We start from the raw sequence: 12,945 nt of genomic DNA, 5'->3' as shown, positions 1-12,945 counted from the left end.
TAATAAAAGTCATTGCCTTAAGCACTACTATATAATGGCTGGTCAAAATTTTTTAGTCGCATTAACCATAGATAACAAAAAACCTCAAAGTCATTCAGGCGTTTGAGGTTTTTTTATTTTAAAAATCAGCATGACTGATATGTTGTCAGGTTAGTGCATTTAATAACGCGCATCTTTAGGTTTTTTGCCATTAGGCCAGTCGTTTACTTTGCCAGCAAAGTCAGGACGCGGTTGATGGGTAAAAAATTCAGCGACATCGATGGCGTCTTGATCACTGAGCACATTGCCATGACCCCATAGACCTTTGGTTTGAATGCCCATCGGCATATTGTATTTCACAAAAGCCGCCGCTTTATAAGTACGCGCCATGCCCGCACCGATATTAAAGGATTCATCGCCCCATAATGGTGGGAAGACAATATCACCGCGACTGTCTTTCATGCCTTCGCCGTTATCACCATGACAGGTGGCGCATTGTACTTGGTATATTTTTTTACCGCGTACAGGGTTACCGACCAAGGATTCATCCACTTTACCCGCGTTTTGGATATCGACCTTTTGTTCTTTCGGCGTATTTTGGGACAGCCATTTCATATAGGCCAACATTGCTAGCATTTCAGGGGATTCAGGTTTTAATGGTTTGCCATTCATCGAACGCTGAAAACAGCCATTGATGCGTTTGATTAAATCGATTTCTTTACCTGCGCGTGGCATCACACGCGGGTAGAAGTTGTAACTGTTGATATACGGGTCGCCAAGGGGGATTTTACCTTGCGAAATATGACAGCTATTACAGTTCATTTGCGCGCCAACGTGCTCGGGTAATAAGCGCTTGGTTTCGTTTAATAATCGCTTACCATAAAAGATTTCATCAGCGTTTGGCTCATCCAAGATAGAAGTATCTTGCGGCAGTACATAAGTACCGATGTCTTCGTTGGCATCATCAGCAGTAACTAAGCCATATTTAGGCGCGTTTTGCTCAGTAGGCTCGGGCTGTGAGCAGCCACTACTAATAGCGGCGATACTAAGCGCTGAAGCAGTCAGGGCAGCGGTGGTTAGTTTGCCCATTTTTATTTTCTGAGAGATTACGCTAACAATAGCAGGCAAGTTGAGTGGAGAGTTTTTCATTATTTTGCTCCTTTTGTTTGCGCATCAATACTTAAGTCTGGGGCGATATCGGTACTGGTCTTTGGTTTTTTGGCAAGAAAAGCGCGCATTTTTACCACATCATCGACATCGATTTCAGGTGCTTGGTTGGTCCAGCTATTACGGACATAGTTGACCACTTCCGCCACATCGGCATCACTCAGGTTAATAAATTCAGGCATGGTAAAGGCCATGCGGTCGTGCGGGGTTTCTGGCATGCGGCCACCGCTCAAGGTGATTTGGAGTACCGAGTCGGCATTTTTCGCATATACCGCACTATTGCCATCAAGGGCTGGGAAGATACGCGCCACGCCTTTACCATCAGCACGGTGACAAACTTGGCAATACTCGGCGTATAGAATCGAGCCGCGCGAATCACAATTGCCATCAAGCAGTTTTTGCGTGGTAATGTCTTTTTTCGCCGGCAAGGTTTTTTCTTTATTGGGCGCTGGCGTTAAGGTTTTTAGATAAGATGACATGGCGTTGATATCATAGTTTGTCATATATTGCGTGCTGTGCTCGACCACTTCGGCCATGGCGCCAAAAGCAGCCGTGGTGTCAGTACGACCGGTTTTAAAGAAATCATTTAATTCTGCGACGGTCCACGTAGCCAAACCGCGATGCTCACCGCGGATACTTTTGGCGCGCCAACCATCGATAACCGCCCCGCTCAAATATTCTTCTGAGTCGGCATTGTTTAAGGCGATTTCTTGGAAACCGATACCGCGCTCAGTATGACAAGAGCCGCAGTGTCCAGGACCTTCTATTAGATACTGGCCACGGGTCAATAGCGCATCATCAGTTTCTGGCACAAAGTCACGTTTTGGGTCAAACAGTGCTTGCCAATAAGCCAGCGGCCAGCGCCAATTGGCTATTGGCGGCAACTCACTTTTTAAGTTGGCTTGCTTGACCGGTTTGACGTCAGACATAAAATAGGCATACATCGCGGCCAAATCTTCCTCTGGCATAAGCTGATAAGACGGATAGGGCATGGCAGGATATAGCGCTTTATTATCACGGCGCACGCCATGCTTGACGGCATTTTTAAAGTCGCTAAAGGTATATTGACCAATACCGGTTTCTTTATCAGGGGTAATGTTGGTTGAATAAATGGCACCTAGCGGCGTCAGCATAGGCAGACCACCGGCATAGTTCTCCCCGTCAAGCGTCGTATGGCAGGCGACACAGTCAGCAGTACGCGCGATGTATTCGCCTTGTTTAATAAGCGCAGGGTCGGTGACATTAACCTCAATGTCACTGCTGGTTGTGCGCATATTAGGCAGTATTTGCCCAATAATAAACGCTAAAATCAGCCCGACAATGGCTGCCATAATAATGATTAATAGCCACTTTTTCATAAGCCTGCCCTCCATAAGATATTTTTACTAAGCTTCTCATTCGTCATATACATTCTATGAGGACTATTAGATAGTCCTATGAAACATTTAGGATTTAAGCTTAGTGAATGAAAAGTTACACGATTGTCATTCAGTATAGAGGAGCGTGTAACATTGTGATATTGTGGAAAACCACATTATAATTATGGTTTTAATTTATAATGAAGGTTTGATAGCTCAATTGTAAGGCTAGGTGTATGGATAAAAAGTCTAAAGTCTGGGCGAGCTTGAAGGCTTATTTTCTTGTCGTGGTAGCGTCCTTTACTTGGTTAATGCTAGCCAGTGCCAATGCACAAACCTACTATTTAGGCGTGCTGGCGCCGCAAGGGGAAACGGCTGCGCAAGAGCGTTGGCAACCTTGGCTTAATCAACTTAATGAGCAACTCCGAGAAGACACTGTGGTCTTGGTGCCGCTAGCGTTAGAAAATTGGCAGCAGGAAATCGAAGCGCAGCAGTTTGCCCTAGTGCTTGGACCACAAGTTCAACTGATTAAAATGAATACCACCCATTGGCGCTGGCTTGCGACCTTGCAAGCTGATACAGAGACCGCTCAATTGCATGCGCCTGCTGATATCAATGGTAAAAACTTTAAGGAAAAAGCTTTTCATGAAAAAGGTTTCAATAAAACCGTTGATAAGCCGCTTTCTACAACGGTTAATCTAGCTAATGAATTTAATAAACTGTCTCAAGATAGGCAGTTAAAAGAGCCCAGCGCCATGGAAGCCGTCGCTAGTGCTCTTTGGGTAAAGGCAGACAGCGGCATTTATCAGCTGCAAGATTTGCAGCAGCGTAAAATTGCTGCCGTCGACAGTGAGGCTTTTGGTGGTTATCTGCTCGTCGCGCATTTATTACAACAAAACGGTATGCCATCCAACCGTTATCAGACCCAGTTCGTCGGTTATCCTATTGAGCGTACCTTACATGCATTGGCGAGTGGCAGTGTAGATGCAGCGATTGCGCCACTTTGTTTGATGGAAGAGATGGCGCAGCAAGGGAAGATTAGCAAAAAACAATACCGACTTATTCACCCTGTGGCGACCGCTTCTAGCTGTCAGTCTTCAACAAAGATATATCCCAATTGGACATTGGCGGCGACCGAGCAAACGCCAGCTGCCTTGATTCGGCAAATCAATCAAAATTTATTTGGTTTGAGTCAATATGGAAAGAGTCAACCAGAGCAAGAGTCGTTAGGGATAGGACAGCACTGGCTACCAGCCGAATCGAGTAGCGATGCTGAACGTATCCTTTATGATATGAATCGTCATCCAGCACAAAAGCAGCTGGGCGCGCATATGGTCGATTGGGTAAAGGCGCATCGATTGTGGATGGCAGTTATCGTTTTAATTGTACTGATATCAACGGTGAATTATGCGTGGATGAGCTGGCTGGCATGGCGACGACGGCAAAAAATCATTCTGCAAAATCAACTGATTCGTGATTATGACCAGCAGCTACGTCAATCAGAACGCTTCGCTGTCATCGGTGAGATGAGTGGATCCATCGCCCATGAAATCAATCAGCCGCTGGCGACCATTCAAAATTATGCGCAAGGCTTACTTATTCGCAGTCAAAGCAGTGTCAGCCGCCAAGACGGTAAAGAAAGTACGGTGCTGGATAAAAACTCTGCCCATAGTTTGAATGCGCTAGAAAAGACCCTAACGGACAAGCAAGTGCTAGAAAAGCAAGCAATAGACAAACAAGCGACAGAAAGTGCGTTACAGCAAATTGTTAATGAAACCGAACGGGTCGCGGCTGTTATCAGTAATATTCGGCGCTGGGCAGGGCGCTCGCAGCCGAACAACGTTCAAGTGGACATCGTCACCACCTATGCGCAGTGTATATTGCTACTTGGTGAAAAAGCCTCAAGTATTGGCTTTTGGTTGGCGAGTGACTACCAGACTTTGCAGTTGCCAAGCTTGGTTCTTGACCAGTTATTGATGAATAGTATGCTCAATGCCGAGCAGCAAGGGGCAACGCAGATAATGTTACGTTGTCAGGCAAAAGATTATAATGGTAAATCTTATATCGTATTGCATATAACCGATGATGCAGGCGGTTTTGATGAGGCGCAGTTGCTTGACCATAAACCGTTAGAGGGTAATCAGCAGTTAGTTGAGGGTCAATCACAACAGCGTCTGACTAATAAATACGCCACCAAATCGACCAAAGAAAATGGTTTAGGCTTGGGGCTGATGATATGTCAGCGTTTGTGCAAGTCAATTGGCGGTATGATGCAGCTTGGCAATATCGAATTCCAGCAGGAGCTTAATACTATACAAGCGTTAGATGGTTATCAGCAACGCTTAAAGCGGTCGTTAAATGGTAAAGTGCGCTTGATAAAAATGGAAAACACTCATCCATTAGCAAACAGGGTAGGTGCGCAAGTGTCTTTTTATCTGCCGTTGCATTTGGCAGATGATGCGCAGAAATAAGATAATCAACAGAGACAGTAAGCAAAAGCGAAAGTGAGCAAGAGAGGGTTATCAACAACCAAGCATTTATAAATTTTACAAATTAACTTAATCATAAGGTTGCGTATGAATGCTCAGCATAATTCAGTTAAGCACTCAGAATGGCAAACGCCAGTTGATAGCAATAATGAACCTCTACTGGTTCATATCATCGACGATGAAGAAAGCGTGCGTCATTCCTGTAATTTTTTAATTAGCAGCTTAGGATTGCCGACCCAAGTGTGGTCAAGTGCCCTGACTTTTTTGCAGCAAGTTGATATCTATTATCCCGCGGTGATCGTCAGTGATTTAATGATGCCAGCCATGAGCGGTCAAGCACTACAAGCGCACCTTAATCAACAGGACAGTCCGATAGCGCTTATTGCATTAACTGGTCAAGGTGAGATTGCTGATGCTGTTAATATGCTCAAACAAGGCGCCGCTGATTATTTAGAGAAACCGATTAATAGTCACCGTCTCCAAGAAGCGCTTGAGCGTGCGCAAGTATTAACCCTCAAACGAGCTGAGCTTTATAGTATAAAAAAGCTCTATGCGCAGCTAACCGAGAAAGAAAAACAGGTCGCTCATGAGCTGATGCAAGGCAATCTAAATAAAAATATCGCCGACCATTTAGACATATCGGTACGAACGGTAGAGGTACATCGCTCACAGGTGATGAAGAAAATGCAAGCGCAGCATGTCAGTGAATTGATTCAAAAATTGGTCATGCTTGATTCTTAAAAACTAAAACAGCCATAAAAAAACGCCTAATGAGAAGGCGTTTTATTTTAAATTCAAAATATTTTGCAAAATGAGTTAGCTTAATATCAAACTGTCATCTTCGACCTTTTCACCGCGGGTTTGCTCAAACATATCCAGTAAATCATGCACATCCATGCCTTTACGGATATCGCCAGATACGTCTAATACCACCTGACCTTGATGAAGCATCACAGTACGCGTACCATGAGCTAGAGCCTGCTGCATCGAATGCGTCACCATCATCGTTGTTAGCTGATTGTCGGTGACGATTTTATCGGTTAATTCTAAAACAAACGCCGCTGTTTTAGGGTCAAGGGCCGCCGTATGCTCATCAAGCAGTAGAATCTTAGACGGTTGCAATGACGCCATCAGTAAGCTCACGGCTTGGCGTTGACCACCGGATAACAGGCCCATACGGTCGGTTAAACGATTTTCTAGACCCAATTTTAATACCGATAATTTCTCGCGAAATAAGTCACGGTTATTTTGATTAAGGGCAAAGTTCAAACCACGTTTGCCGCCGCGCTTATAGGCTAGCGCCATATTTTCTTCGATGGTTAGCGCCTCACAAGTTCCCGCCATCGGGTCTTGGAAAACGCGAGCAACCCAATGGGCACGTTGGTGCGCGGTCTTTTTGGTGACATCAATACCATTTAACAAGATTGAACCGCTATCCACGCGCGTGGTGCCACTGACAGCATTTAAAAAGGTCGATTTGCCTGCGCCATTGGTACCGATGACGGTGACAAATTCACCATCGGCGATATTTAAATTGATACCGCGTAGGGCAGGGTTTTCAATGGGCGTTCCAGGGTTAAAGGTCAACCGCAAATCTGTAGCTTGCATCATAATAATTATTCCTTATGGTTGCATATTGACATTAAGCCCGAACTTTACGACTTAAAAATTTATTTTTAGCTTTTGGCAAGACTAAGGCTAATACCACGAGTAGCGCGGTAATCAAGTTCAAATCTTGGGGACCAAATCCGATACTACGTAGCGTACTGCTTGATAGAGCCACTTGAATAAAGAGCTTATAAAGCACCGCACCAACGACCACCGCAAAGGTAATCAGCCAAATACGCTTAGCTGGAATAATGGTCTCGCCGATGATGACCGCTGCTAAACCAATGACAATCGTACCGATACCAATTGAGATATCAGCGCCACCTTGCGTCTGCACAAATAATGCGCCTGCTAACGCAATCAAGCCGTTAGAAATCGCCATACCAATGATGGTCATCCATGAGGTATTGATACCTTGCGCCTGTGCCATGCGTAGGTTTGAGCCAGTCGCCCGCATCGATAAACCCGTTTCGGTACTATAAAACCAGTTTAAAAACAACATGGCCAATAGGACGACGACACCAATAATGAGGCAGCGCATCCAGTAACCATTACCATCACTGACCAAGGTACTAAATACGGTCGTTTCACCTAACAATGGTAAGTTTGGCGCACCCATAATCCGTAGATTGACAGAGTATAAAGCAACCATCACAAGGATACTGGCAAGCAGCTGTAAAATGCCCAGCTTAACGTGTAGCCACGCGGTGACAATACCGGCGACTGACCCTGCTAGCATACCAAAGGCACAAGCAAGCCAAGGATTCACTCCAGCGATGATAGAAATACCCGCGACAGCGCCGCCCAACGGAAAACTACCGTCAGCGGTCAAATCTGGAAAGTCGAGGGTACGAAATGAGATAAGGACGCCAAGCGCCACTAGGCCATAAATCAGACCACTTTCAAGCGCACCAAAAAAAGCAATTAAAGACATAAGAGATCAGTAAGTCATAACCCAGCGTTTAATAAATGATGGCGAGATAATTGAGATAGGCGACATATCGCGCTATCAATCAGCCAACTTTGCTTAAACGACTAAGCGGTGAATTTAACAGATAGAGGTATCTGCAGTTAGGGTCAAGCAAAACCTATTCTTAGAATGCTTGATTATAAGCTTTGCTTATTTACAGCCTTGAAAAAACAAGCCCAGCCTACTGACTGAGAGCTGGGTTTGTCTGCGCTACCTACATAGCCATATCAAAATAGCTATATCCAATTAACCTAGACGATAATTGATAAAAACTATCGTCTAAGAATTAGAGTTAAAAGCGGCAGTTATTCTAACACTACTTTTGCTTTATCGATAACGGCTTGTGGTAGCGTGATGCCTTCGGCTTGCGCATTCTTTGGACTGACATGTAAATCAAGCGATTGCGGCGTATAAACAGGGATTTCGCCTGCTTTTTCACCGTTTAAGATACGCGTAACGATTTTACCGGTTTCGCGGCCCAAATCGTAATAGTTCACTCCTAACGCAGCAACGGCACCGCGTTCAACCGAACTGGTATCAGAGGCAATCAATGGAATCTTACTTTCTTTAGCGATTTGGTACAGTGATTCGTATGCTGAAACCACGTTATTATCCGTTGAGGTATAAATCATATCGACTTTACCTTCAAGGCTACGAGCGGCCATCGCAATATCGTTACTACGCTGCGCAGGCGCTTCGTGAACGTTAATACCAAGCGGGGTCAGATTCTCTTTTAGCGCTTTTAAAACGATGGTTGAGTTTACTTCGCCTGGGCTATAGACATAACCGACGTTTTTTAGACTTGGGATAATTTGACGCATCAAATCGATTTGCGGTGCATAAGGAAGGGCATCAGAGGCGCCAGTAACGTTGGTGCCAGAGCCATCAAGTTTCGGTACCAATTTAGCTGCAACAGGGTCGGTGACCGCTGAGAACACCATAGGAATGCTGCTGGTAGAAGCGGCTACAGACTGAGCCGATGGTGTGGCAATCGCTACGATGACATCTGGTGCATCAGCGACGAATTGTTTGGCAATCTGACCGGCAGTGGCGGTATTACCTTGGGCGCTTTGGAAGTTGATGGTTAAGTTTTCGCCTTCTTTGAAGCCGGCGTCACTTAACTCGTCGATAACGCCTTTACGCACATCATCGAGTGCTGGATGTTCAACGATGGCGGTAATAGCGACCGTTTTCATGACAGCTTTGGCATCGCCGCCCGTTGCAGCGCCGTCAGTGGTGTTGGCATCTTGTGCTGGCTGGTTACAGCCGGTCAAGATAGCGGTGCAAACACCGCCCCATAATAAAGCTTTGGCAAAACGATTTTGATACAACATGGGTCTGACTCCTGAAAATAATAATGTGTCCGTACATTATATAAAAGATAAAAAAGGGTAGCGCTGCCAGCCATTATCCTAGCTGATTGTGTAATCCGTTGTATAGCTGATTATTAATTACCGTCCATTTATTCTTTACTATTGAGTCGCAACTATTTATTAGTGACTATTTACTGACCTTTTGTGCTTCTTTGTCGACATTGATGGCGTTTTTAAGTAAGTCTGCCGATAGGCTAGTACCTTGTTCAGCGGCGTGTTTTGGGCTGACATATAGCGTTAAGGTATTCATCACTTGCGGTGCGATATCTTTGGTCGCTTCACCGTTTAATACCCGATACACCATTTTGCCCGTGGTACGGCCAAAGTCATAATCATTAACCCCAAGTGCCGCCGTCGCACCGCGTCTGACGCTAAACTCATCTGAGGCAATAACTGGGATATCAAGTTCATTAGCCGCATTTGCCATTGCTTCAAAGGCAGAAACCACGTTGTTATCTAATGAGGTATAAATAACCTCTACCTTGCCTGCTAGACTACGAGTCGCCATTGCAACGTCGGTAGGGCGATTGGCAGTAACGCCCAATATCTTAAGCCCACGTGCTGGTGCTGCTTTTTCCAGTTGTTTAAGAACCACCACCGAATTGGCTTCGCCTGGGCTATAAACATAACCAATGGTTTTCACATTAGGGACAATTTTTTGAATATTGTCTAACTGCGGTTCAATAGGTAATTCGCTCGACAAACCAGTCACATTGGTTTGGATAGGCACGTCATTTTCGTCAATTAGCTTGGCTGCCACAGGGTCTGAAATGGCGGTATAAATAACGGGAACAGTTTTAGTCGACGCTACGATTGATTGCGCAGAAGGTGTTGAGATGGCGACGATGGCATCTGGATTGTCACCGGCGAACTGTTTGGCAATTTGCCCAGCCGTTGCGGTATTCCCTTGCGCACTTTGAAAATTAACGGTTAGGTTTTGCCCTTCTGCGTAGCCGTTGTCCGCCAGCTCATCAATAATGCCGCGGCGCATCTCATCTAAAGAAGGATGCTCGACAATTTGCGTGATGGCCAAGGTTTTGGCAGGCTTATCGTTAGTTGCGCTATCATCAGCGTTGACGGCAGGGTCGGTCGCATTATTAGAGCAAGCGGTTAAACCAAGCGCCGCGCTAAAAGCAGCGCCGCACAGGCTAAGGCGTAAAGTAGTGGCAAAGGTCATTTTATTTTGGCTCATAGGTTAAAAATTGCAGGTTACCCGAGTCAATGTTATGTGCATGCTGAGATAACGGGCGAACATAAAGGTAATCAATCCCTTGATGATTACGTCCATATTATGACAGTAATGTAACTTATGGCAATAAGAAAATAAAACGCATTTGTCATTGATTTTATAAAAGTGAATAAAGGCAGATTTTTGTCGATATTTTTATTTTTTGCCCACGCTCTTTTTATTTTGTCACCAATGAATTTTAGGCAAAAAAAAGATGCCACGAAAGCATCTTTTTTATTCTATAAGTACAACCGCATTTAAGCTAACACATCACCAATCACGCAGTTGTCCGGTAAAGTAACCACCGTTAACTGAGTTTTCGGGTTGCCAGTCGATAATACCATGCCTTCTGAGATGCCAAATTTCATCTTACGCGGCGCAAGATTGGTGACGCAAATTACCTTTTTATCCAGCAATTGCTCAGGCTCATAAAACTTACGGATACCGCTAAAGACATTACGCGGTTTGTCTTCGCCAACGTCCAAGGTAAATTGTAAAAGCTTATCCGCACCTTCGACATAATTACAGGCTAAGACGTGTGCCACTTTCATCTCAACTTTGGCAAAGTCTTCAATACCAATATAGTCCGCTTGCCCAGCTTCACTGTCAGTATTAGCCGCTGGTACTGGCTGGGTGTTTACTACTGCTTTTTTATTATCTGAATTATTATCGCTGTTAGCAGTAGGGGCGTCTGCTTGCGCTAACGAGGCCTTTGAATCTTCAACCATTGCCGCAACGTCTTTTTCTTCGATACGCTGCATCAAAGGTTTAAATTTATTGATTTTATGACCAAGTAGCCATTGATTTCGGCTAGCAAAGCTTAAATCATCAATATTTAAGAATTCTTTAGCATTGGCTGTCAGCTCAGGCAATACTGGCGCCAAATAAACCATCAATTGGCGGAAGATATTAATCGCCACCGAGCAGACGTCTTGCACTTCTTTCTCAGTGCCCTCGATTTTGGCAAGCGACCAAGGTTTTTTCTCGTCGATATATTCATTGGCTTTGTCGGCACACTGCATGATTAAGCGCATCGCACGCGAGAACTCACGGTTTTCGTAAGCGGCGGCAATTTCATCACCAGTTTTGGTGATATTTTCTAGTAATTCTGATTCTACGCAATTGTCTGACAGCATACCGTCGTATTTCTTCACGATAAAACCGGCACTACGGCTGGCGATATTGACCACTTTACCCACCAAGTCAGAGTTGACCTTTTGCATAAAGTCTTCTAAATCAAGGTTAATATCTTCAACTTTGTCAGACAGTTTACTGGCGAAATAATAACGCAAGTATTCAGGGTGTAAGTGTTCCGCGTAAGTTTCGGCCTTGATAAAGGTGCCGCGTGACTTACTCATTTTTTCGCCATTGACCATCAAGAAACCGTGGGCAAAAACACCGGTTGGCGTACGGAACTCGCTGCCGGCTAGCATCGCTGGCCAAAATAGCGCATGGAAATAAACGATGTCTTTACCGATGAAATGATACACCTCGGTTTTATGCTCGTTTTCTTGCATCCAATAACGGTCAAAATCAAGCGCTTGGTCGCTACCTTCGCGCTTATCACATAGGTTTTTAAAGCTTGCCATATAGCCAACTGGTGCATCTAGCCAGACATAAAAGTATTTTTCTGGCTCATCGCTTGGTGTATCTGGGATTTGAAAACCAAAATACGGCGCATCACGCGAGATATCCCAGCTGGTCAGACCCGCGTCAAACCATTCTTGCAGTTTATTGGCGACGGAGACTTGCAAGCGATTTTCGCTACGCGTCCAATCTTTTAAGAATTGCTCAAACTCAGGCAAATCAAAGAAATAATGCTTAGAAGTTTTAAGCACGGGCGTCGCATTAGATAGCGTTGAATGCGGATTGATAAGGTCGGTTGCATCATAAGTGGTACCGCATACCTCACAATTATCGCCATATTGGTCAAGCGCGCTGCATTCAGGGCATTCTCCTTTGACAAAACGATCGGCTAAAAACAGCTGCTTTTCAGGGTCAAAAAGCTGCTTGACGTCCTTTGTGCTGATATGTCCGGCGCTATTAAGGCGACGATAAATCAGCTCAGAGAAATGCTTGTTTTCTTCTGAATGGGTGCTGTGATAATTATCAAAGTCAATCAAAAATTTGGCAAAATCGGCTTCATGTGAGGCTTTTACCGAGGCGATTTGCTCTTCTGGGGTGACGCCATTGGCTTCTGCTTTGAGCATAATCGCCGTACCGTGTGCATCATCAGCGCAGACATAGGTGACCTGATGGCCTTGTGCTTTCATCGCACGTACCCAAATGTCGGTCTGAATATATTCTACAAGATGCCCCAAATGGATATAGCCATTGGCGTAGGGCAGCGCACTGGTTACTAAAATCTCACGCACTTTTGTCACCTATATTTTTATATAAACGGGTTGATTTTCAAACGTCTCGAGCACTTTATGAGGAGTCAGCACCGTATTATCAATGCTAAATTATTAACACTTAAAACGTCCAATAACTCTAAAAAAGAGAAGAATTAAAAAAGTGCGCCTATGATACCGTAATTCGGCCGATTTTGTGATATTACCTTGGTAATTAAATCGATGCTAAGACAGTGATTAACTATATTTAGCATTTATATGGTTATTTGTTTGATAGAGGAAATTAGCTTTATTTAAAGTCAGCTATGCTAAAACTAACATAAAAAACCCACCCAGCAATTTGCTAAGTAGGTTTAATGAATAAGTGGATTCGATGAAAGGGTAGATTTCTGTGGTATTTATAGTCCGTTTTTATATTT

The 12,945-nt window shown here is 44.5% G+C and carries 9 protein-coding genes; 2 read left to right on the top strand and 7 right to left on the bottom strand.

Annotated elements, in window-relative coordinates; translation table 11 throughout:
- Positions 1 to 159 precede the first annotated feature (159 nt).
- Both AB8P72_RS08765 and AB8P72_RS08760 read right to left on the bottom strand, forming a co-directional pair.
- Positions 160 to 1,128: a c-type cytochrome gene (locus AB8P72_RS08765; RefSeq protein WP_198328685.1), complete on the bottom strand. Its 969-nt coding sequence runs from the start codon at positions 1,126 to 1,128 to the stop codon at positions 160 to 162.
- On the bottom strand, positions 1,128 to 2,504 hold the full coding sequence (locus tag AB8P72_RS08760; protein WP_369957620.1) for a cytochrome c: 1,377 nt from the start codon (positions 2,502 to 2,504) through the stop codon (positions 1,128 to 1,130). The genes AB8P72_RS08765 and AB8P72_RS08760 overlap by 1 nt, the downstream gene beginning before the upstream one ends.
- Before the next feature lie 236 nt (positions 2,505 to 2,740).
- On the opposite strand from AB8P72_RS08760, the gene AB8P72_RS08755 reads away from it, so the two are divergent.
- Together AB8P72_RS08755 and AB8P72_RS08750 are read left to right on the top strand one after the other, a co-directional pair.
- Entirely contained in the window at positions 2,741 to 4,975 is a 2,235-nt protein-coding gene (locus AB8P72_RS08755; RefSeq protein WP_193029991.1) for a PhnD/SsuA/transferrin family substrate-binding protein, read from the top strand.
- Between the two features lie 105 nt (positions 4,976 to 5,080).
- Entirely contained in the window at positions 5,081 to 5,734 is a 654-nt protein-coding gene (locus AB8P72_RS08750; protein ID WP_082894261.1) for a response regulator transcription factor, read from the top strand.
- A gap of 75 nt (positions 5,735 to 5,809) precedes the next feature.
- On the opposite strand, the gene AB8P72_RS08745 is transcribed toward AB8P72_RS08750, so the two are convergent.
- From AB8P72_RS08745 to metG, 5 genes are all read right to left on the bottom strand, one after another.
- Positions 5,810 to 6,604 carry an ABC transporter ATP-binding protein gene (locus tag AB8P72_RS08745; RefSeq protein WP_068404438.1) on the bottom strand — a complete coding sequence of 265 codons (795 nt, stop codon included), beginning with the start codon at positions 6,602 to 6,604 and terminating at the stop codon, positions 5,810 to 5,812.
- Between the two features lie 31 nt (positions 6,605 to 6,635).
- A complete protein-coding gene (locus AB8P72_RS08740) occupies positions 6,636 to 7,535 on the bottom strand; it encodes an ABC transporter permease (RefSeq protein WP_068404436.1) in 900 nt (299 codons plus the stop codon).
- A 341-nt stretch (positions 7,536 to 7,876) separates the two neighbouring features.
- Complete coding sequence (locus AB8P72_RS08735; RefSeq protein ID WP_193029990.1) at positions 7,877 to 8,905, bottom strand: ABC transporter substrate-binding protein; 1,029 nt, start codon at positions 8,903 to 8,905, stop codon at positions 7,877 to 7,879.
- 166 nt (positions 8,906 to 9,071) lie between these two features.
- Entirely contained in the window at positions 9,072 to 10,121 is a 1,050-nt protein-coding gene (locus AB8P72_RS08730; RefSeq protein ID WP_193030040.1) for an ABC transporter substrate-binding protein, read from the bottom strand.
- Between the two features lie 308 nt (positions 10,122 to 10,429).
- Positions 10,430 to 12,547, bottom strand: a complete 2,118-nt coding sequence (gene metG, locus AB8P72_RS08725; RefSeq protein WP_197488861.1) for a methionine--tRNA ligase — start codon at positions 12,545 to 12,547, stop codon at positions 10,430 to 10,432.
- Positions 12,548 to 12,945 lie beyond the last annotated feature (398 nt).

This window comes from Psychrobacter sp. CLB018, assembly GCF_041222815.1.
GTDB classification, from domain to species: Bacteria; Pseudomonadota; Gammaproteobacteria; order Pseudomonadales; family Moraxellaceae; genus Psychrobacter; species Psychrobacter faecalis.
This window is presented reverse-complemented; position numbering and strand designations above follow the sequence as displayed.